Here is a 21352-nt window from a genome sequence, read left to right as displayed (position 1 = left end):
GGGGACAGGCGGCCGACGGGGTCAGGAACACCTCCGCCGCACGGGGGTTCGGGTCGGCCCGTACGACCTCGGAGCCGGGCCCATGAGCGGTGGCGCCCGCCGGAGCGGCACCCGCGAACCCGATCCGGACCCGCCCCTCGGGCGTCAGCTCGCCGTCCGTGCGGCCCGTAGCGGGATGCGCCAGGCCGTCCGCCCCCGGCGGACGAGCCGCACCCGCTCGCACCGGAAATGCCCCCGGAATGCCAAGGGCCCGGGGAGATCCGGCCACCCCCAGGACTGACCCCGCCCCCTCCGGGCAGGGGAAGGGGTCAACCGCGCGATACCTTGCACGCCGCAGACCACGACAGAGGAGCACCACCGTGAGCGTTCAGGAGACGGACAGCACCGGGGACGACCGGGGCGGCCCCGGCGACCCGTTCGGCACCGCCCGGCTGCGGCGCGGGGTGCTGGACGCCTGGACCGCCACGCCCGCGCGCTTTCGCGAGGACGCCAACGCGGAGGAGGACCTGGCGCTCGGCGGCTACCGGGACCGGCTCGTCGTCGAGCTCGCGCAGAACGCCGCCGACGCGGCCGGGCGGGCCGGCGCGAGGGGCCGGCTGCGGCTCACCCTGCACCCGGCCACCGCCACCAGCCCCGCCGTGCTCGCCGCCGCCAACACCGGCGCCCCGCTGGACGCCGTCGGTGCCGAATCCCTCAGCACGCTGCGGGCCTCCGCCAAGCGGGAGGACACCGACACCGCCGTCGGCCGCTTCGGGGTCGGCTTCGCCGCCGTGCTCGCGGTGTCCGACGAGCCCGCCGTGGTCGGCCGGCACGGCGGCGTCCGCTGGTCGCTGGCCGAGGCGCGCGGCCTGGCGGACGAGGCCGCCCTGCGCAGCCCCGGCCTGGCCGACGAACTCCGCCGCCGGGACGGACACGTTCCGCTGCTGCGGCTGCCGCTGCCCGCCGAGGGCACCGCACCTGACGGTTACGACACGGTCGTCATCCTCCCGCTGCGCGACCCGGCCGCCCTCGCCCTGGTCGAGCACCTGCTCGCCGCCATCGACGATGCGCTGCTGCTGACCCTGCCCGGCCTCAGTGAGGTGGTCGTCGAGACCCCGGAGGGCGTACGGACGCTGACCCGGTCGGCCCACGAGCCGTACATCCACATCGACGACACGGGCCTGCGCGGCACCCGGTCCACCACCCGCTGGCGCACCCACTTCGCCTCGGGCCCCCTCACCAAGGACCTTCTCGCCGATCGCCCCGTCGAGGAACGGCTGCGCCCCCACTGGTCGTTGACCTGGGCGGTACCCGTCGACGAGGACGGCTCGCCGCTCCCGCCCCGTACCGCACGCGTCGTGCACGCCCCCACCCCCACCGACGAGCCCCTCGGCGTCCCCGCCCTCCTCATCGCGACCTTCCCGCTCGACACCACCCGCCGCCACCCGGCGCCAGGACCCCTCACCGACTTCCTCGTCGAGCGGGCCGCCGAGGCGTACGCCGAGCTGCTGAGCCGCTGGGCCCCCGTGTCCACCGGCACCCTCGCCCTGGTCCCCGGCCCCCTCGGCAAGGGTGAACTCGACGGGGCCCTGCGCGCCGCCGTGGTCGCCCGCCTCCCGCGCATCGCCTTCCTGCTCCCCGCCGCACCCACCGAGGAGCAGCCCGCGCTGCGCCCGTTCGAGGCGGAGGTCGTGGAAGGGGCGGGGGAGGAGACGGTACGGGTCCTCGCCGAGGTCCTGCCCACGCTCCTCCCCGCCGGGCTCGAACGCCGCGCGGAGCTGCGCACGCTGGGCGTCGGCCGCCTCCCCCTCGGGGACGCCATGGAGCGCATCGGGGGCGCCGAACGCGCACCCGGCTGGTGGCACCGCCTGTACGAGTCGCTGGCCGGCGTCGACCCCGACCGGCTCGCCGGGCTCCCCGTGCCGCTCGCCAACGGACGTACCGCCATCGGCCCCCGTCAGGTCCTCCTCCCGCTCCCCGACTCCAGCCCCGAGGCCGCCGAACAGCTCGCCAGGCTCGGTCTGCGCGTCGCCCACGCGGACGCCGCCCACCCCCTCCTGGAGAAGCTGGGCGCACTGCCCGCCACCCCCCGCGCCGTCCTGACGACCCCTCAGGTGCGAGCAGCCGTCGCCGCCTCGCTCGACGGGGCCGACATCTGGGACGAGGACGCCCTCGACGCGGAGGAACTGGTGGAAACCGTCCTCGGGCTGGTCCGGGACGCCGACCTCGCCCCCGGCGACGAACCCTGGCTCGGCGCCCTCGGCCTTCCCGACGAGGACGGCGAAACCTCCCCGGCGGGCGAGCTGGTGGTCCCCGGCAGTGCCTTCGCGCGGATCATGCGAGAGGACGAACTCGCACTCGCCGACCAGGACCTGACCGACCGCTGGGGCGAACGCACGCTCGCCGCCTGCGGCGTCCTGGCCACCTTCGCCCTGGTGCGGGCGACGGACGTCGTCCTGGACCCCGACGAATTCGAACCCCGCGACACCGACTACGCCGAGCCCGACGACGCCGGTCTGCTCGACGCGGTCGACGTCTGGTGCGAGGACCTGCTCGACCAGCTCCCGGACACCCCCGTCCCGCCGGTCGCCACCGAACTCGTCGCCGTCCGCGACCTCGACCTGGTCGACGACGACAAGTGGCCCCAGGCCCTCGCCCTCCTCGCCCAGCCCCCGCTCCGCGACGCCCTCACCCAGCAGGTCCGGGTCCTGCTGCCGGACGGAACCACCCGTTCCGTCCGCCCCTACACGGCCTGGTGGCTCCGCGACCACCCCGTCATCGACGGCCGCCGCCCCGCCGGGCTCCTCGCGGCGGGCGGCGACGCACTCCTCGAAGGTCTTTACGACGAGGCGGACGCGACGGGCTTCGACGACGAGCAGGTGCTGCGGGCGCTGGGCGTCCGCACCACCCTCGCCTCCCTCCTCGCCGAGCCGGGCGGCGCGGCCGAACTCCTCTCCCGCCTCACCGACCCGGAGGCCGACCTCACCGAGTCGCAACTCCACGCCCTCTACACGGCATTGGCCGCTCTCGACCCCGAACAGGTCACCCTCCCCGAAGAGTTGCGCGTCGTCGTCGACGGCGAGCTCGTCGTGGTGGACGCCTCGGAGGCGCTGATCGCCGACGCCCCCGACCTCCTCCCGCTGACCGGCGGACTGCCCCTCCTCCCGGTCGCCCCGGCCAGGGCGGCCGCGCTGGCCGAACTCCTCCAGGTGCGGAGGGTCAGCGAGACGGTCTCGGCGGAGGTCGGCGACGGGGGGACGGAGCACGAGGTTCCGTACTCGGTACGGGTCCTGCTGGGCCCCGCCACCCCCGCCACGTACATCGAGCACGACGCACTGTCGGCCGGGTCCACGGAACTCGACTGGCGCCGCACCCCGGACGGCGCCCTCCACGCGTCCACCCTGGAGGGCGTGGCCGCCGCTCTCGCCTGGGCGGCAGGCCAGTGGCCCCGCCGCTTCGAGGTCGCGGCCCTCCTGGAGGACCCGTCCCGCACGGCGGAACTGGCCCGGAACAGGTGGTTCGACTAGGCGGTGAATGCCCGAGGGGCGGGACCAAGTGGTCCCGCCCCTCGGGGGCATACGTCAGGCACTCTCAGGCGGGCCACTTCCGGCCGACCAGCCGCCACACGACCTCCAGCAGGGCCGACGCCGCCACCGCGATCCCCACCGCGGTCCACGGCATCGTGGTTCCCACCAGCTTCAGCGCGAAGAAGTGCTGGAGCCACGGGACCGCGAGGACCAGCAGGAAGCCGAAGCCCATCGTGGCGACCAGGGCGATCCGCCACCAGGTGTACGGGCGGGCGATGATCGCCAGCACCCACATGGCGACCAGGAAGAGGGTCAGGGTCGCGGCGCTGGTCTCCGCGTCGAGGGCCTGTGGGCCGGTGTAGTGGGCGCGGGCCAGCAGGTAGGTGGTGAAGGTGGCGACGGCCGCGATCACGCCGCTGGGGATGGAGTAGCGCATCACCCGGCGGACGAAGTGCGGTTTGGCGCGCTCCTTGTTGGGGGCGAGGGCGAGGAAGAAGGCGGGGACGCCGATCGTCAGCGTGGAGAGCAGCGTCAGGTGGCGCGGCAGGAAGGGGTAGTCGACCTGGCTGACCACCACCAGCACGGCGAGGAGGACCGAGTAGACGGTCTTGGTGAGGAAGAGGGTGGCGACGCGGGTGATGTTGCCGATGACGCGGCGGCCCTCGGCGACCACCGAGGGGAGGGTGGCGAAGCTGTTGTTGAGGAGGACGATCTGGGCGACGGCGCGGGTCGCCTCGGAGCCGGAGCCCATGGAGACGCCGATGTCGGCGTCCTTCAGCGCGAGTACGTCGTTGACGCCGTCGCCGGTCATGGCGACCGTGTGGCCCTTGGACTGCAGGGCGGCGACCATGTCGCGCTTCTGCTGGGGGGTGACCCGGCCGAAGACGGCGTTGGAGTCGAGGACCGCGGCCATCTCGGCCTGGTCGGTGGGGAGCTGGCGGGCGTCGATGGTGTTCTCGGCGCCGGACAGGCCCAGCTTCGCGGCCACCGCGCCGACCGACACCGCGTTGTCGCCGGAGATCACCTTCGCGGCCACGTTCTGGTCGGCGAAGTAGGCGAGCGTCTCGCCCGCGTCCGGGCGCAGCCGCTGTTCCAGGACGACCAGTGCGGTCGCCGTCGCGCCCGCCGAGACCTTCGGGTCGTCCAGTTCGCCGGCCGCCCGCGCCAGCAGCAGCACCCGCAGGCCCTGCGCGTTCAGCTCGTCGATCTCCGCGAGCGCCGGGTCGCCGACGGGCAGCAGCACGTCCGGCGCACCGAGCAGCCAGGTCGAGTCCTCGCCCGTACCGTCACTGAACGACGCCCCGCTGTACTTGCGCGCCGAGGAGAAGGGCAGCGACTCCTGGACCCGCCACTGGGCCTCGTCCGGGTACTTGTCCTTGATGGCCTGGAGGCTGGCGTTCGGGCGCGGGTCGGACTCACCGAGGGCACCGAGGACCTGACGTACGTAGGACTCGTCCGCGCCGCCCAGGGGGCGCAGCTCGGTGACGTCCATGCCGCCCTCGGTGAGGGTGCCGGTCTTGTCGAGGCAGACGACGTCGACGCGGGCCAGGCCCTCGATGGCGGGCAGCTCCTGGACCAGGCACTGCTTGCGGCCGAGGCGGATGACGCCGATGGCGAAGGCGACCGAGGTGAGGAGGACCAGGCCCTCGGGGATCATCGGGACGATGCCGCCGATGGTGCGGGCCACCGAGTCCTTGAACGCGTTGTCCTTGGCCACCATCTGGCTGATGATCAGCCCGAGTGCGGTCGGGATCATCATCCAGGTGACGTACTTGAGGATGGTCGAGATGCCGCTGCGAAGCTCGGAGTGGACGAGCGTGAAGCGCGAGGCCTCCTCCGCGAGCTGAGCGGCGTACGCCTCCCGGCCGACCTTGGTCGCCGTGAAGGCGCCACCGCCCGCGACCACGAACGAGCCGGACATCATCACGTCGCCCGGCTTCTTGAGGACCGGGTCGGCCTCACCGGTCAGCAGTGACTCGTCGACTTCGAGGCTGTCGGCCTCGGCCACCTCGCCGTCGACCACCACCTTGTCGCCGGGGCCCAGTTCGATGACGTCGCCGAGGACGATCCGGGAGGTGGAGATCTCGGCGGCCACCCCGTCCCGGCGGACCGTCGGCTTGGCCTCGCCGATGACCGCGAGGCCGTCCAGGGTCTTCTTGGCGCGCAGCTCCTGGATGATGCCGATACCGGTGTTCGCGATGATCACGAACCCGAACAGGCTGTCCTGGATGGGCGCGACGACCAGCATGATCGCCCAGAGCACGCCGATGATCGCGTTGAAGCGGGTGAAGACGTTGCCCCGGACGATCTCCGCCGTCGAGCGGGAACTCCGTACCGGAACGTCATTGACCTCGCCGCGCGCGATCCGCTCCGCGACCTCGGCGGCGGTCAGCCCGGTCACCCGCGCGGCGACGGCAGTGGTGCCGCCCGTCTCGGCGGCGGGTGGCTTCACCGGGTGTACGGGGTCGAGCTCCGAGCCCGCGTCAATGTGCGTCATGCACCCGACGGTACGGGCGGATGTACGCATTCACCCGTCGAGTGAGCGGATTTCAGGGCCACCGGGAGGCAAGATCCGACCTCGGTACGATGCGGTCCGCCCGGAGGTCGTACACCAGGGTGCGCATTCGTCGGTTAGTGCCGGATGGGGCGGGTGTCCGGGCCGGGCTGCGGGCGTTACGACGCCGGGGTGCGCGCCGCGTCCGCGTCGGCCGCCTGCTGCGCCGCGTGCCGCTTCAGTGCGGCGTCGCGCCCACGGACGTACCAGATGCCGATCAGGCCGAGGCCCGCGCCGGCCAGCGGCGTCCAGTACCACCAGGTCAGGTCGCGGTCGGCGAACCAGCCGTAGAAGGCGGCCTGGGCGAGGAAGATCACGAACCAGATGATCGTGCCGCCGACGACGGTGCCGACGACGGGCCCCTCCAGGGGCTCGGGTGCCTCGTGCTTCGCTGTCCACTTCGCCATGCGAGTCAGTGTAGGCCGCACCCGCCCTGGCCTCGCTTCACGGTCGTCGGCCCGGTCGGCCCAAGGGTCTACGCGCGGAGATACCGATCTTCCCCTTATGCATTCATACTGAAACTGACGCGGTTTGACTGGTTCCGTTCGTTTAAACCTCCAAGTCCGACCTAATTTCGCCCCCGCTCCTTATCTCCCCGTGAGGTTTTCCATGCCCCCCGCCAGCTCCCCGGTGGACGCCGCCGAGCCGTCGCCCTCGGCCCCCCAGGCCCCCCAGCAGACGGGGCCGGTCAACGGACTCGACCGGTTCTTCAAGATCAGTGAGCGGGGCTCGACGGTCGGCCGCGAACTGCGAGGCGGTCTCGCCACCTTCTTCGCGATGGCCTACATCATCGTGCTGAACCCGATCATCCTCGGCAGTGCCAAGGACATGTACGGGCACCAGCTCGACAACGGCCAGCTGGTCACCGCCACCGTGCTGACCGCCGCCCTCTCCACCCTCCTGATGGGTGTCATCGGCAACGTCCCGATCGCGCTCGCCGCCGGCCTCGGCGTCAACACCGTGGTCGCCCTCCAGCTGGCACCCAGGATGAGCTGGCCGGACGCGATGGGCATGGTGGTGCTCGCCGGTGTCATCGTGATGCTGATGGTCGCCACCGGACTCCGGGAGCGCGTGATGAACGCGGTGCCGATGGGGCTCCGCAAGGGCATCGCGATCGGCATCGGCCTGTTCATCCTGCTGATCGGCCTGGTCGACTCGGGCTTCGTCACCCGGATGCCGGACGCCGCGCACACCACCGTCCCGCTCCAGCTGGGCGTCGGCGGTCACCTCAACGGCTGGCCGATCGTGGTCTTCGTCTGCGGCGTGCTGCTGACACTGGCCCTGATGACCCGCAAGGTGCCCGGCGCGATCCTGATCTCGATGGTCGTGATGACCGTCATCGCGATGATCATCAACGCGGTCGCGGACGTGAAGAGCTGGGGTCTGACGACGCCGGAGTGGCCCGGCAACCCCGTCGCGCTGCCGGACTTCGGTCTGCTCGGCAAGGTCAGCCTGTTCGGCGGCTTCGAGAAGGTCGGGCTGCTCACCGGCATCCTCTTCGTCTTCTCGGTCCTGCTCTCCTGCTTCTTCGACGCGATGGGCACCATCCTCGCGGTCGGCGACGAGGCCAAGCTGACCGACGAGAAGGGCAACCTGCCCGGCGTCAACAAGGTCCTCCTCGTCGACGGCCTCGCGGTCGCGGCGGGCGGCGGCACCTCCTCCTCCGCCACCACCTGCTTCGTGGAGTCCACGGCGGGAGTCGGCGAGGGCGCCCGCACCGGCCTGGCCAACATGGTCACCGGCGGTCTCTTCGCCGTCGGCCTGTTCCTGACCCCGCTGGTCACCATGGTCCCCTCGCAGGCCGCCACCCCGGCACTGCTCGCCGTCGGCTTCCTGATCATGGCGGGCTCGGTCAGGGCCATCGACTGGAGCGACTACACGATCGCGATTCCGGCGTTCGTGACCATGCTGATGATGCCGTTCACGTACTCCATCACCAACGGCATCGGCATGGGCTTCATCACCTTCTGCGTGCTGCGCCTCGCCGCAGGGCGCGGCCGCGAGGTGCCGGCCGCGATGTACGCCGTCTCGGCGGTGTTCGCCTTCTACTACCTGATGCCGGCGCTCCAGCTGACGTAACCGCGCCCCGGGTCAGGCGGCCCCGTAGAACTTCTCCGTCTCGTCGACCGCCGACTTGAAGCGTTCGTCGAAGTCATCGCGAATGAGCGTCCGGACCACATAGTCCTGGACGCTCATTCCGCGTTTGGCCGCATGTTCGCGGAGCCGGTCGAGGAGCTCACCGTCTATCCGCAGGCTGAGTACGGACGAGTCCATGCTTGGTGAAGACACAGCTCCAGAGTCGGCCGGTGCCCCCGCGCCGTGCGTCACTTTCCGGCCCCGACTCACTCGTACGGGTGACTTCAGCCACCCTTGGCCCGGCCCCTGTGATGCAGGTGGTCTTTAGAGTGGGTAATGAGTTATGCTAACGAACATGTCTGACCTGTCCCACGGCGACAACAACGCCGCCGCCGTGAGCGCCCTCCGCTCCGCAGTCATGCTGCTGAGCCGGCGTCTGAAACACCAGCGAGTCGACGAGTCGCTGAGCCCCACCGAGATGTCGGTGCTCGGCACGCTCGCCCGCTGTGGCTCGGCCACCCCGGGTGAGCTGGCCCGCAAGGAACACGTGCAGCCGCCGTCGATGACCCGCATCGTGGCGCTGCTCGAAGCGAAGGGCCTGGTCAGGCTCGAACCGCACCCCGACGACCGCCGCCAGAAGGTGGTGCGCCAGACGGAGACCGCCGAGGCCATGCTCGAAGAGAGCCGCCGCAAGCGGAACGCCTGGCTCACCCACCTTGTCGACGGTCTGGACGAGGACGAATGGGCGAAGCTGCGCGCTGCCGCCCCGGTCCTGGAGAAACTCGCCCACCTGTAAGTGCTTTTTGAGCCCGTACGAGGTGGGCACACCCGACCCCCGCGCGCCGCCAAGGAGGCGAACCCACTTTGAGTACGGGATCCGGAGCAGACTCCGCCCCCGCACCGACCGCACCTACTTCCATGTTCAGCTCGCTCAGGAACCGGAACTACCGGCTCTTCGCAAGCGGGCAAGTCGTGTCCAACACCGGCACCTGGATGCAGCGAATAGCCCAGGACTGGCTGGTCCTCTCGCTCACCGGCTCCGCGTCCGCCGTCGGTGTGACCATCGCGATGCAGTTCCTGCCGATGCTGCTCTTCGGGCTGTACGGCGGTGTACTCGCGGACCGCCTGCCCAAGCGGCCGCTGCTGCTCGCCACCCAGTCCGCGATGGGCCTCACCGGTCTCGCGCTGGCCGTGCTCACCCTGACCGGCAATGTCGAGGTCTGGCACGTGTACGCGACCGCCTTCGCAGGCGGCATGATCACGGTCGTCGACAACCCGGCCCGGCAGACCTTCGTCGCCGAGATGGTCGGCCCCGACGAGATCCGCAACGCCGTCAGCCTCAACTCGGCCAACTTCCAGTCGGCCCGGCTGGTCGGCCCCGCCGTCGCGGGTGTCCTGATCACCGCCGTCGGCAGCGGCTTCGCCTTCCTCCTGAACGGCCTGTCCTTCATCGCGCCGATCGTCGGCCTGCTGATGATGCGGACCTCCGAGCTCCACAAGGTGCAGCGGTCGCCGCGCGGCAAGGGCCAGCTGCGGGAGGGCCTGCGTTACGTCGCCGGGCGCCCCGAGCTGATCTGGCCGATCGTCCTGGTCGGCTTCATCGGCACCTTCGGCTTCAACTTCCCGATCTGGCTCTCCGCCTTCGTGGACGACGTCTTCCACGGCGACGCGGGGACCTACGGCCTGCTCAACACCCTGATGGCGGCGGGCTCGCTGGCGGGCGCACTGCTGGCCGCCAGGCGCGGCACGTCCCGGCTGCGGCTGCTGGTGGGGGCCGCGGTGCTGTTCGGTGTGCTGGAGGTCGTCACGGCCTTCGCACCGGAGTTCTGGCTGTTCGCCGTGATGATGGTGCCGATCGGGATGTTCGGCCTGACGGTCAACGTCACCGCGAATTCGAGCGTCCAGATGGCCACGGATCCGGCGATGCGCGGCCGGGTGATGGCCCTCTTCATGATGGTCTTCACCGGCGGTACGCCGCTGGGCGCACCGCTCCTCGGCTGGATCACCGACACCTACGGTGCCCGCGTCGGCTTCGCGGCGGGCGGCGTGGTCTCCGCGCTGGCGGCCACCACGATCGGCCTGGTGCTGTGCCGGGTCGGCGGCCTGAAGCTGAAGGTGGACCTCCGGCGGGGGCACGAGCACGTGCGCTTCGTGCGGCGCGCGGAACTGGCGACGGCTGCCTGAGGACCTGAGATGTGACGGGGGCCCTCCCTCCCGGGCCCCCGTCCCTCACCCCCTCGCGTCGCCCCCTTGCATCGAGCGCGCTCGAAGGCGTTGGGTTGAGTGTCATGGAGTACACACAGCTCGGACGCACCGGACTCAAGGTCAGCCGTCTCGTCCTCGGCACGATGAACTTCGGACCCCAGACCGACGAGGCCGACAGCCACACGATCATGGACGCGGCGCTCGCCGCCGGCGTCAACTTCTTCGACACGGCGAACGCCTACGGCTGGGGCAACAACAAGGGCCGCACCGAGGAGATCATCGGCTCCTGGTTCGCCAAGGGCGGCGGCCGTCGCGACAAGGTCGTCCTCGGCACCAAGGTGTACGCGGACATGACCGGTGACGACGACGCCCCGTGGCCCAACCACGACAAGCTCTCCGCGGTCAACATCCGCCGCTCCGTGGACGCCAGCCTGAAGCGGCTCGGCACGGACTACATCGACGTCTACCAGTTCCACCACATCGACCGCTCGACCCCCTTCGAGGAGATCTGGCAGGCCGTCGACGTACTGATCCAGCAGGGCAAGATCCTCTACGCCGGGTCGTCGAACTTCGCGGGCTGGCACATCGCCCGTGCCAACGAGACCGCCCGCCGGCTCGGCTCGTTCGGCCTGGTCAGCGAGCAGTGCCTGTACAACCTCGCTGAGCGCCGCGCCGAGATGGAGGTCATCCCGGCGGCCCAGGAGTACGGGCTGGGAGTCATCCCGTGGTCGCCGCTGCAAGGTGGTCTGCTCGGCGGCGTACTGCGGAAGGAACGGGAGGGCGGGGCCGCGCGTTCCTCGTCGGGGCGGGCCGCGCAGGTGCTCGCCGACCCGGCGGGCCGCGCCAGGGTCCAGGCGTACGAGGACCTGCTCGGCAAGCACGGCATCGAACCGGGCGAGGCGGCCCTGGCCTGGCTGCTGACCCGGCCCGGCGTCACAGGTCCGATCGTCGGCCCGCGCACCGCCGACCAGCTCGCGTCCGCACTGCGCGCGGTGGAGCTGGAGCTGTCGGCGGAGGTGCTGGCATCCCTCGACGAGATCTTCCCCGGCCCCGGGGCCTCGCCGGAGGCTTTCGCCTGGTGAGAGGTGTGTGGTCGGAACGGCGGGTCAGTTGCCCAGCACGGACGCCGCGGCGATCACGACGAACATGAGGACCAGGACACCGGCCATGATCTGGTTACGGATTTTCGGATTCACGGTATCGAGCGTAACCGGACGGGGCGGTGGGCAAGCTCACCGCCCCGTCCGGCCGCGGTCGTGACGGGGTCACCCCTGCGCCGAGTACACCCGCTCCCCACCGACATAGGTGGCCACGACCTCCGCCGCCGCGATCTCCTCCGCCGCCCCCGCGAAAATGTCCCGGTCGAGCACCGTCAGGTCCGCGAGGTGGCCGACGCGGATCGAGCCGGTGTCGTCGAGGTGGTTCACGTAGGCGGTGCCCGCCGTGTACGCGGCGACCGCCGCGCCCAGATCAATCCGCTGCTCCGGCAGGAACACCGGCTCGTCGGAGCCCGGCTCCTGCCGGGTCACCGCGACCTGGAGCGCGGCCAGCGGGTCCGGGCTGCTCACCGGCCAGTCACTGCCGGCGCACAGGGTCGCTCCCGCCCGCAGCAGATCCCCGAACGGGTACTGCTGGGCCGCCCGTTCCGCCCCCAGGAACGGAATCGTCAGCTCGTCCATCTGCGGCTCGTGGGCCGCCCACAGCGCCTGGATGTTGGCGGTCGCGCCGAGCTCCCGGAAGCGCGGCACGTCAGAGGGGTGGACCACCTGGAGGTGCGCGAGGTGCGGACGCGTGTCCGTCCACCCGTTGGCCGCCCGCGCCGCCCCCACCGCGTCCAGCGCCTCCCGTACCGCCCGGTCACCGAGCGCGTGGAAGTGCACCTGGAACCCCGCCGCGTCGAGCGAAGTGACGTACGACGAAAGCAACTTGGGGTCGATGAAGGAGATGCCCGAGTTGTCGGAGGCGCACCCGCACGCCGTCAGGTAGGGGTCCAGCATCGCCGCCGTGTGGTTCTCCGCGACACCGTCCTGCATGATCTTGACGGTGGAGGCACTGAGCCGGTCGCCGGTGCTCAACTCCGCGCGCCGGGCCATGAGTTCCGGTATCTGCTCCTCGCCCCGCGTCCGGTCCCACCACAGCGAGCCGACCACCCGGGCGGTCAGCAGCCCGTCGCGGGCGGCGGCCCGGTACGCCCGCGCCGGGTCGGCCATTCCCGCGTGGTCGCCGAGCAGCGCGTCCTGCCAGGCGGTGATGCCGTGCGAGTGCAGGAGGGCCTGGGCCCGCAGCAGCCCGTCCAGCAGCTGATCGTCGGTGACCTCGGGCACGTACCGTGCCACCAGCCCCATCGCCCCTTCCTGGAGCATCCCGGTCGGCTCCCCGTCCGCGTCCCGCTCGATCCGCCCGTCCGCCGGATCGGAGGTCTCCCGCCGGACCGAACACAGCTCCAGCGCGCGGGAGTTGGCCCAGCCGCCGTGGTGGTCCCGGTTGACCAGATAGACCGGCCGGTCCGGCACCAGCGCGTCCAGGAACTCCCGGGTCGGCAGTCCGCCGGGGAACGCCTCCATGGACCAGCCGCCCCCGGTGATCCACTCCGCGTCGGGGTGGGCGTCCGCGTACCGCCGGATGATCCCCTGGTACTCCTCCGCCGTCACCGCCCCCGTCAGATCGCACTGGCCCATCTCCACCCCGCCGCCGACCGGGTGGACATGCGCGTCCTGGAAGCCCGGCAGCAGCAACTTCCCCGCCAGGTCCACGACTTCGGTGCCGGGACCGATCAGCTCGCGCACCTCGTCGTGCCCCACCGCGATGATCCGCCCGCCGCGCACCGCGACACTTCGCGCCCGGCTGCGGGCGGCGTCGACGGTGTGCACGGGGCCACCGGTGAACACGAGGTCGGCGTACGAGGAGGTGGAGACGGGCATGGGTGGTGCTCCTTGGATCGAGGGGGGTGGAGGGGAGAGGGGGAAAGGGAGGTCAGAGGGGGGCCGGAGTGCCGTCCATCGGCAGGACCACCGCGTCCGGGTCCGTCCCCCGCCCCCTCCCCTTGGGCGTGAAGTACGGGGACTTCCGCACCCACTTGGCGATTCCCGCCGCGACCAGACCGCTCACGACGATCGCGACCGGGATGGCCAGCATGAACCAGCCGTTGTCCGGGCTGGCCTCGAAGTGGTCGCTCATGGTGGCGTAGTTGTACGCGAGGTAGCCGCCCAGCGCGAAGAGCACGAGTCCGCTCGTGGCCGGGACGATGACGGCTGCCAGTGCCTCCCGCGCCCCTTCCCGCAGGCTCGAACGGAAGCGGACCGCGCAGGCCAGCGCCGTGAGGCCGTAGTAGAGGGCGACGATCAGCCCGATGGAGTTCACGGCGGTGAGGATCATGTCGTTGAGCTTGGGGATGCCGACGGCGAGCACGGAGATCGCGGCGGCGATGGCCATCAGGATCAGGGTGCCGAGAGCCGGGGTGCCGTAACGGGGGCTGATCTTCGCCCAGACCTTGCCGAACGTACGGTCCCGGCTCATCGCCAGCATGCCCCGCGCGGTCGGGATGACGCTGGACTGGAGCGAGGCGAAGGCGGAGCACATCAGGGCGGCGAGCGGGAGGGACGCCCATGGTTCGGCGGCCAGGTGGGAGCCGAGGAAGGTGAGGGCCTGCGGACCGTTCTGCACCAACTCATCCGTGGACATGACCCGCTGGAAGGCGACCGAGGCGAAGAGGAAGAGCCCGAGCATGGCGAAGAGCGCGAGGAAGCCGCCCCGGGCGGCGTCGCGCGGATCCTTGCTCTCCTCGTTGACGCTGAACGCCGCGTCCCAGCCCCAGAAGATGAACACGGCGAGCACCAGCCCCTGGGCGAAGCCCTGGCCGGAGCCGATCTCGAAGGGGTTCAGCCAGGAGAGCGAGAAGGGCTGGTCGCCGACCAGCAGGGCCCAGCCGCAGAAGATCAGCAGCACGGCGTACTCGAAGATCAGCAGCCCGAGCTGGAGCCGGGTGGCGCCCCTGACCCCGGTGATCGCGGTGATGGTGACGGCGACCAGGGCGACCAGGCCGACGACCGTGCTGATGCCGGTGGAGGTCGGGTCGAGGCCGATACCGAAGAGGGAGTGCAGGCCGAGCTTGTTGAGGAACTGGAGGATGACGGAGCCGGTCACCGCGCCGGTGTACGCCATGAAGATCATGGTGCCGACGAGCACGACCCAGCCCGTGAGGAACCCGGGCCAGGGGCCGAGTGAGCGCCCCACCCAGGTGTAGCCGCTGCCGCAGTTGGGCTCGACGCGGTTGAGGCGGGCGTAGGCGAGGGCGATGCCGATGATCGGCAGGAACGCCAGAAGCAGCACTACGGGGGTCTGCCGACCGGCATAGGCGGCCAGCGTGCCCATGCCGATACCGATGCTGGTGGTCGCGGCGGTGGAGGACGCGGCGATGGCCATGCCGTCCTTGACGCCGAGGGACCGGCGCAGGGCGGGGCGGCCGCTCCGGGCGGGTGCGGCTGGTGGTGGCGGTGGTTGCTGCTGCGTGTTCAGGGGCACGGCGCACTCACTCCTTGGCGGACCACTTCGAGGGGATGTGGGGCGATGAAACAGGCGCCGTCAGTGTTATGTCAATGGTGTTGACGTAACGCGGTGGTTAACTGACCCGGAGGTGAGCGGGACGAGAGAGGGAGGGGTCCGAGGGCATGACAGGGACTGATGGGGCGGATGGTGCGAATGGCGCGGACGAGGTTACGGGGGGCTCGCGCGTCCCCGTCGCGCGCAAGCGCCGCCGTCCGACCCGCTCCGGTGTCGTCCTGTCCGCCGGGACCATCGTCGACCGGGCCCTGGAGCTCGTCGACGAACAGGGCGCCGAGGCCCTCACCATGCGCAGGCTCGGCCAGGCCCTGGGCGCCGACCCGAGCGCCGTCTACCGCTACTTCCACTCCGTGGAGGACCTCCACCTGGCCATGGGCGACCGCCTGATCGGCGACACCATGGCGGGCTTCACCCCGGACCCCGATCCTGCCAACTGGCGTGCCTCACTGCGGGAGTTCGGCGTACGTGCGTACCACTCGGCCCAACGCCACCCCCGCGTCGCCCTGTTGAGCGGCTTCCGGGTCACCCGCCGCCCCTCCGAACAGCGCGCCATCGACACCGGCGTCGGACTGCTCCGCGCCGCCGGCTTCGACGACGCCCTGGCGGTCCGCTACTACCACGCCTTCATCGATACGGTGCTGGGCCACGCGGCCCTCGACGCGGCGGTACAGGGACTGAGCCCGGACCAGCAGGAGGCGGACGCGCAGGCATGGGCCTCGGGGGTCTACGAGGGAGTCGCGGAAGCGGAGTACCCCCACCTCCACGCGGTGCGGGAGCACCTGCCGGTAATGGCACGGTCCGCCTTCGAAGGAGCGCTGGACCTGCTGCTGGCGGCGATCGAGGGGGCGGACCGGGGGGCGGGCGCCTAGTCGCGCGGGAACTCGTCGGTTGTGAGGGTGAGGTCGACAACGGTGCCGGTGAGATCCACGGACTCGCCGAAGTCGAGGGTGAGGGAGTCCCGGTATTCGTCGCCCTTGGGGAGGGTGTGCAGATGCCCTTCGCCGGTGTACGGGTCGACGATGAGGTAGACGGGGACGCCGGCGGTGGCGTAGGTGGCCAGCTTCGAGCCGTAGTCGTTGGCGGCGGTGTCTTGGGAGATGACTTCGGCGACGAACTCGACGTCCTGGTGGAGCCAGCGGCCTGTGGCCGGGTCCTTCTTGGCGTTGTCGCGCAGTTTTGCGACGTCCGGAGCGAGACCGTTCAGCCGACCGGGAAAGTCGATGCGTACGTCGGACGTGACACTGACCTTCAGCCCGAACCTGTCTTCCAGCGCTCGGACGATCCTGCGGACGATCTGCCAGTGCGTGTCCCGTTGCGGCGACGTGTAGACGGCCCCCTCGACGACCTCGATCTTGAATCCCTCGGGGGTCGGTCCAAGCAGCTCGAACATCATGTCCAGAGTGGGCCCGGTGCTGGTGTCGGCCATCCTGATCCCCTCGGGTGCCTCGGTGATCGTCATGCTGCCGCTCCTCCCCGCTGCCGCTCACCGCGAGCGGGCAGTCGCGTAGTGAAACGATACGCACGGTGAGGTGTTCGCGCGGGGGTGACGTGCGGGGCGGCCCTATCCGCCCAGCCAGCCCGCCGTGTCCAGGCGGAAGCGTTCCGAGGGCGGGACGACGGTGCGCAGGGCGGATTCCAGGTCGCGGACGCGGTCGGTACCCAGGGTGCTGGACCATTCGGCGCGGAGCTGGTCGAAGACGGTGGCGGAGCGGGTCAGGGCGTCGACGCCGTGAGGGGTGAGGCGCAGGAGCTTGCGGCGGGCGTCGGCGGGGTCGGGGTGGGCGGCGGCGTAGCCGAGGGTGATCAGGCGGTCGGCGGTCTTGCCGGCGGCTTGTTTGGATACGCCGAGGTGGCGGGCCATTTCGGTGGCGGTGGCGCCGCTGGGGCCCGGGGCGGCGATGGCCTGCATGGCGAAGCCGTGGGCGGGGCGGAGGTGGGGGTGCCCCTGGGCGGCCAGCTCGGTGTGCAGGCGGTCGATGAGGGTGCGGAATCCGGCGAAGAGGAGGAGGGGGAGCTCGAAGCCGGGGGTGTTGTCGGGTGTGCTGCCGGGGGTGGCGTCGGACGGATGACCCTTGCCCGAATCGACAACCTGGTTTACCTTCTTATCGTCAACCATGTTGTCGATTTTAGGGGATGGCGTAATGCGAGACACCGGCAGCACCACCCGCACCCGTACCTCCCGCACCTCCCGCACCACCGGCACCACCGATTCCGATCTGCGCTTCGTGGAGCACACCCTCGACACCGCCCCGGCCGCCTCCGTGCGGGCCATGGAGGGGGTGCGGAAGGGGTTCGGCTTTCTGCCGCCGCTGGTGGCCAAGCAGGCGGAGTCGCCCGAGCTGCTGAACGGGTTCCTTCGGCTGAGCGCGATGTTCGAGAGCGTGACGATGGAGCCGGTCGCGCGCGAGGTGCTGATCGTGACGGTCGCGGCGCGCAACGAGTGCGGCTTCTGTGTGCGGATGCACGCCGGGAAGCTGGAGAAGCTCGGGGTGGGGGAGGAGGTCGTCGAGGCGCTGGCGGCGGGCCGGCCGCTGGTGGAGCCCAAGTGGGAGGCCGTGCGGCTGTTCACCCATGCGGTGATGGACCGGGCGGGAGGCGTGTCGGCGCAACAGCTGGAAGCGTTCTACGCACACGGGTACAGCAAGCGGAACGCGCTGGAAGTGGTGCTCGGGATCGGCACGTACACCCTCTCGACCTTCGCCAACCGCCTTGTGGAGCACGGAGTTTCGTAAGGTAAGGAACCTTACTTTCGGCAGGGGCGGGGCAGGGGACGCGATTCGTACGGTCCTCCCATGAGCCGAAACAGCAAGCACAGCCGCCGCCTCGCCGTCGCCGCCGCACTCGCCCTCTCCCTGACCGTGCCCATCGCCGCCACCGGGACCGCCTTCGCCGCACCGGCACCCGGACCGGCCGTCTCCGCCCCGGCCCCCGCCGCCGTGCAGCTCCAACTCCCCACCCCCACCGGCAGAATCACAGTCGGCAGGAAGACGCTCCACCTGGTGGACGAAGCCAGGACCGACCCGTGGGTGCCGGCTGCGGGACCCCGCGAGCTGATGGTGTCGATGCACTACCCGGCACGGAAGGGGACCGGCCGTGGGGCCGCCCCCTACCTCGCGGAGGAGGAGGCGCGGCTGCTGATGGAGGGGATGCGGCGGGACGACGTCAGCGCCGAGGTACTCGCCGGATCGCGCACCAACTCCCGTATCGGGGCAAGGCCGTTGGGCGGCAGGTTCCCGCTGGCGGTGCTGTCGCCGGGCTTCACGCTGCACCGGGGAACGCTCACCATGCTGGCCGAGGAGCTGGCGAGCCGGGGGTACGTGGTGGCGTCGGTGGACCACGCGTACGAGTCGTTCGGAACGGTGTTTCCCGGTGGGCGGGTACTGACCCGGGAGGCCGGCCAGACGAAGCAGGTGCCGGAGGTACGGGCGGCTGACGTGTCCTTCCTCCTCGATCAACTGCTGGACCGCAAGAGCGAGTTCGCAAGGATGATCGACGGCCGGCGGATCGGGATGGCCGGGCACTCCATCGGGGGCAACAGCGCCGCCGTCGCCATGGCCCGCGACCCCCGGATCGGCGCCGGGGTCAATCTCGACGGCGGATTCTTCGACGAGGCCCCTGGGGAGGGCATGAAGGGCCGCCCGTTCCTCCTGCTCGGCACCGACGCCACCCACCGGCCGGAGAGCGGCAAGGGCAAGTGGCGGGAGGCGTGGGACCGCATGGACGGGTGGAAGCGCTGGCTGACGGTCGCCGGATCCGGACACTTCACCTTCAACGACATCCCCGTCCTGGGCGAACAGGTGGGAATGACCGACCCGACGGCCCCGCTCTCCGGGACGCGTTCCGGCGAGATCACCGTCGGCTACACGAGCGCCTTCTTCGACCACCACCTGCGCGGAAAGCGAACCCCACTCCTGGACGGCCCGACGACCGCCAACCCGGAGGTCAGCTTCCACCGCCCGTGAGGAGGGGGAGCCCCGACTCACTCGCGGGTGGGGGCGGGGAGCCCTACCCGCACCGTCTTGCCACAGTGCTCCCGCAGGAACCAGCTGATCTCGCCGCCGAGTGCTCGGACGACGTGCAGGCCGCGCCCGCTTTCGGCGTCTTCGCCGGGGTCGGACCGTTCGCCTCCGGCCGGGAAGTGACGTACCGGATCCGATACGTCGATCAGTAGCTCGCCACCGTCCAACACCGCTAGCCGCAGCCATAGTTCATGCCCGTGAACCCACCCGTGCCGTACCGCGTTGGCGGCCAGTTCGGACGCGATCAGGGTGGCGTCCTGCACGTCGCCGGGCCACTGCCAGAGGACGAGGTTGCGGCGTACGTGGATCCGGACCAGGCGCACGGAACCTTCGACCATGGTGTAGCCCATCCTCCATTCCAGGGCCACGGCACTGGAAGCGTCCTCCGTCGCGGTCTGCGGTCTGCTCTGCGCTTGCTGGCTTATGACGGTCACCGCCGACTCCTCTGTCGCGCTTGCACTTGACGCCTCCATGGAACCCGTGGCGCGACCGCCGGAACAGGGCGAATCCGGGAAGCTCAACTCTCGTTCCCCCGGATGAAATTGCCTCCCCATTACCTTCGCCCTGTGCCGCGAAGGCCTGCAGCCCTACGGTGAGAACCATGCGCAACGTCTCGCTTGAGCAAGCGATGACAGACAGGCGATTGACGCAGCAGGAACTGGCCGAGTTGGTCAATGCGGAGATCCACAACCTCACTGGCTCACCGGGCCGGGTGTCCGACCGTGTCGTACGCCAGTGGCTGTCCGACAAGGTGTGTCGCCCTCAAGAGCGCCAGCGGCGCGCTCTGGAAGCGGTTTTCGGCGTTCCTGTCGACCGGCTCGGGTTCACCACCCGTACCGCCGCACCCGCACCGCCCCAGGAGGAACACCCCGTGCGCCGCCGTGCCTTTCTGACCGCCACCGCCGCTTCGGCCACCATCGTCCCGGTGCTTGGAGTGCAGCGTCGTATCGGCTCGGGTGACGTCGAGCGGCTGAACGAGAAGTTCGCCGCCATCATCACCTCCGACCACCTGCACGGCGGCCATCTCGCCATCGAGAACCGGGCCCTGCTCATGGCCCAGGAGGCACTATCGCTTCAGGAACTGGGTGTCACCAGCCAGCGCGTCCGCCAAGAGCTGTACGGGTGTGCGGCGGCCTTCACCTCCTCGGCAATGTGGGCGGCCATCGACGGCCGCCGCTTCGAGGCGGCGCAGCTCCACCTGGGGAGGGCATCCAGCCTGGCCGCCATGTCCGGTGACCACGCGATCCAGTTCCGCATCTGGTCCCACGCGGGCAGCCTCTTCAGGCACCTGCGCCGCCCGGCGGATGCGATCGCGGCCAATGACGTGGCCCGGCGGACGGCCATCGCCCGCCGCGACCCGATGTTCGCGGCGTTGGGGCATGCGCGGCACGCGGCCATCCTCGGCCTCGCCGGTGACACTACGGCCGTACGACGTTCCCTTGACCGGGCGCAGCAGGCGTTCGACGGCGCAGTCTTCGACCCCACCCGCCCGGTCTGGCTCACCACCTTCTTCGACCAGGCCGAACTGGAGAGCCTGTCCGTGGCCGCATATCTCTCCCTCGGGGATTTCGCCGAGGCCGAGGCGCACGCGCACCGGAGCCTCACCGCCCTGGGACCCAAGCTCCACCGCACCCGCGCCATCACCCACTCGCGGCTCGCCCTGGCCCAGCTGAGCCAGGGGGAGCTGGAACCGGCGATCACCACAGCGATGGCCGTCCCGGCCGGCATAGCCACCAAACACGTCCGGGTGGCGGGCATGCTCCATGACCTCGGCCGCAGACTCGACACCATCGCGCCCCACAGCACGGCGGCCCGCACCTGGGAAGCACACGTCCATGACACGCTGAGGAACTCATATGCCCGCTGAACTGCGCAGCTTCACCCAACTCACCCCGGTTCGGCAGACCATCATCGATCTGTATACCGAGGTACGGGCGGACCTCCTCCACCTCCCCAACTACCGCATCGAAGCGTTCAGCGAACGCCTCGACCGCCACGGCAGCGAACCCGGCTGGCAAGTGGTTATCGCCTACGCGGATCACCTCCCGGTCGGCTACGCATACGCCAACACCGTCGCCCCCGACGACCGCTGGTGGAAGCGCATGAACCCGCCCGCCCCGGACGACTACACCTGCGCACCCGCCGTCGCCCTCAAGGAGATCATGGTCAGCGCCCCGTGGCGCGGCACCGGAACTGCCCTGAGCATCCACGACGAACTGCTGGCCCCGCGCAGCGAGATGTACGTCTCCTTGCTGGTCAACCCTGTCGCGGGTGAGGGCAAGGTGCAGGCACTGTACGAGAGTTGGGGCTACCGTAAGTTCAGTCAACAGCAGCCCTCGCCGGATTCCCCGGTTCTCGTCGCCATGATCCGTGAACGCGCACCGCAGGTTTCGTCGGCGGGAACTGCATGACCGAGGGCGCACGCGGCACCT

18 protein-coding genes are annotated in these 21352 nt (G+C 70.7%); 10 read left to right on the top strand and 8 right to left on the bottom strand.

The window, feature by feature from the left end; genetic code table 11:
• Window positions 1-359 precede the first annotated feature (359 nt).
• On the top strand, window positions 360-3506 hold the full coding sequence (locus tag ACIA73_RS31195) for a sacsin N-terminal ATP-binding-like domain-containing protein (protein ID WP_399442199.1): 3147 nt from the start codon (window positions 360-362) through the stop codon (window positions 3504-3506).
• A gap of 64 nt (window positions 3507-3570) precedes the next feature.
• Here the strand turns inward: ACIA73_RS31195 and ACIA73_RS31190 are convergent, their stop codons facing one another.
• Both ACIA73_RS31190 and ACIA73_RS31185 read right to left on the bottom strand, forming a co-directional pair.
• Window positions 3571-6003 (bottom strand): HAD-IC family P-type ATPase, encoded by a 2433-nt coding sequence (locus ACIA73_RS31190; RefSeq protein ID WP_399442198.1) that lies wholly within the window; start codon window positions 6001-6003, stop codon window positions 3571-3573.
• Between the two features lie 176 nt (window positions 6004-6179).
• Window positions 6180-6467 carry a DUF2530 domain-containing protein gene (locus ACIA73_RS31185; protein WP_399442197.1) on the bottom strand — a complete coding sequence of 96 codons (288 nt, stop codon included), beginning with the start codon at window positions 6465-6467 and terminating at the stop codon, window positions 6180-6182.
• Between the two features lie 202 nt (window positions 6468-6669).
• Here ACIA73_RS31185 and ACIA73_RS31180 point away from each other — a divergent pair, with 202 nt between their 5' ends.
• The gene (locus tag ACIA73_RS31180; protein WP_399442196.1) at window positions 6670-8139 is read left to right on the top strand and encodes an NCS2 family permease; all 1470 of its coding nucleotides are present in this window, start codon (window positions 6670-6672) and stop codon (window positions 8137-8139) included.
• Between the two features lie 12 nt (window positions 8140-8151).
• Here the strand turns inward: ACIA73_RS31180 and ACIA73_RS31175 are convergent, their stop codons facing one another.
• Window positions 8152-8334: a ribbon-helix-helix protein, CopG family gene (locus tag ACIA73_RS31175; protein ID WP_399442195.1), complete on the bottom strand. Its 183-nt coding sequence runs from the start codon at window positions 8332-8334 to the stop codon at window positions 8152-8154.
• 157 nt (window positions 8335-8491) lie between these two features.
• Here ACIA73_RS31175 and ACIA73_RS31170 point away from each other — a divergent pair, with 157 nt between their 5' ends.
• The 3 genes from ACIA73_RS31170 to ACIA73_RS31160 all read left to right on the top strand — a co-directional run bounded on the left by ACIA73_RS31170 (window position 8492) and on the right by ACIA73_RS31160 (window position 11423).
• Window positions 8492-8932: a MarR family winged helix-turn-helix transcriptional regulator gene (locus tag ACIA73_RS31170; protein WP_399442194.1), complete on the top strand. Its 441-nt coding sequence runs from the start codon at window positions 8492-8494 to the stop codon at window positions 8930-8932.
• Window positions 8933-9000: 68 nt separating this feature from the next.
• On the top strand, window positions 9001-10320 hold the full coding sequence (locus ACIA73_RS31165; protein WP_399442193.1) for an MFS transporter: 1320 nt from the start codon (window positions 9001-9003) through the stop codon (window positions 10318-10320).
• Between the two features lie 104 nt (window positions 10321-10424).
• Entirely contained in the window at window positions 10425-11423 is a 999-nt protein-coding gene (locus ACIA73_RS31160) for an aldo/keto reductase (RefSeq protein ID WP_399442192.1), read from the top strand.
• 183 nt (window positions 11424-11606) lie between these two features.
• On the opposite strand, the gene ACIA73_RS31155 is transcribed toward ACIA73_RS31160, so the two are convergent.
• Window positions 11607-13262, bottom strand: coding sequence for an amidohydrolase (locus tag ACIA73_RS31155; protein WP_399442191.1), 1656 nt, complete (start codon window positions 13260-13262; stop codon window positions 11607-11609).
• A gap of 52 nt (window positions 13263-13314) precedes the next feature.
• The gene (locus ACIA73_RS31150) at window positions 13315-14763 is read right to left on the bottom strand and encodes an APC family permease (RefSeq protein WP_399442220.1); all 1449 of its coding nucleotides are present in this window, start codon (window positions 14761-14763) and stop codon (window positions 13315-13317) included.
• A gap of 245 nt (window positions 14764-15008) precedes the next feature.
• Between ACIA73_RS31150 and ACIA73_RS31145 the strand changes: the two genes are divergently transcribed.
• Window positions 15009-15770: a TetR/AcrR family transcriptional regulator gene (locus tag ACIA73_RS31145; RefSeq protein WP_399442190.1), complete on the top strand. Its 762-nt coding sequence runs from the start codon at window positions 15009-15011 to the stop codon at window positions 15768-15770.
• On the opposite strand, the gene ACIA73_RS31140 is transcribed toward ACIA73_RS31145, so the two are convergent.
• The gene (locus ACIA73_RS31140; protein ID WP_399442189.1) at window positions 15767-16360 is read right to left on the bottom strand and encodes a Uma2 family endonuclease; all 594 of its coding nucleotides are present in this window, start codon (window positions 16358-16360) and stop codon (window positions 15767-15769) included. The genes ACIA73_RS31145 and ACIA73_RS31140 overlap by 4 nt on opposite strands.
• Before the next feature lie 102 nt (window positions 16361-16462).
• Complete coding sequence (locus ACIA73_RS31135; RefSeq protein WP_399442188.1) at window positions 16463-17017, bottom strand: MarR family winged helix-turn-helix transcriptional regulator; 555 nt, start codon at window positions 17015-17017, stop codon at window positions 16463-16465.
• A gap of 25 nt (window positions 17018-17042) precedes the next feature.
• Between ACIA73_RS31135 and ACIA73_RS31130 the strand changes: the two genes are divergently transcribed.
• Both ACIA73_RS31130 and ACIA73_RS31125 read left to right on the top strand, forming a co-directional pair.
• Window positions 17043-17633 carry a carboxymuconolactone decarboxylase family protein gene (locus tag ACIA73_RS31130; RefSeq protein ID WP_399442187.1) on the top strand — a complete coding sequence of 197 codons (591 nt, stop codon included), beginning with the start codon at window positions 17043-17045 and terminating at the stop codon, window positions 17631-17633.
• Between the two features lie 60 nt (window positions 17634-17693).
• Entirely contained in the window at window positions 17694-18863 is a 1170-nt protein-coding gene (locus ACIA73_RS31125) for an alpha/beta hydrolase family protein (protein ID WP_399442186.1), read from the top strand.
• A gap of 17 nt (window positions 18864-18880) precedes the next feature.
• Here the strand turns inward: ACIA73_RS31125 and ACIA73_RS31120 are convergent, their stop codons facing one another.
• Entirely contained in the window at window positions 18881-19354 is a 474-nt protein-coding gene (locus ACIA73_RS31120; protein WP_399442185.1) for an ATP-binding protein, read from the bottom strand.
• 167 nt (window positions 19355-19521) lie between these two features.
• Here ACIA73_RS31120 and ACIA73_RS31115 point away from each other — a divergent pair, with 167 nt between their 5' ends.
• Both ACIA73_RS31115 and ACIA73_RS31110 read left to right on the top strand, forming a co-directional pair.
• Complete coding sequence (locus ACIA73_RS31115; protein ID WP_399442184.1) at window positions 19522-20787, top strand: XRE family transcriptional regulator; 1266 nt, start codon at window positions 19522-19524, stop codon at window positions 20785-20787.
• Window positions 20777-21331, top strand: a complete 555-nt coding sequence (locus ACIA73_RS31110; RefSeq protein WP_399442183.1) for a GNAT family N-acetyltransferase — start codon at window positions 20777-20779, stop codon at window positions 21329-21331. The genes ACIA73_RS31115 and ACIA73_RS31110 overlap by 11 nt, the downstream gene beginning before the upstream one ends.
• Window positions 21332-21352: the final 21 nt, after the last annotated feature.

It is taken from the genome of Streptomyces sp. NPDC051561 (assembly GCF_044454195.1).
GTDB lineage: Bacteria > Actinomycetota > Actinomycetes > Streptomycetales > Streptomycetaceae > Streptomyces.
The sequence above is the reverse complement of the archived record's forward strand: the minus strand, read 5'-3'. Positions and strand labels throughout refer to the sequence as shown.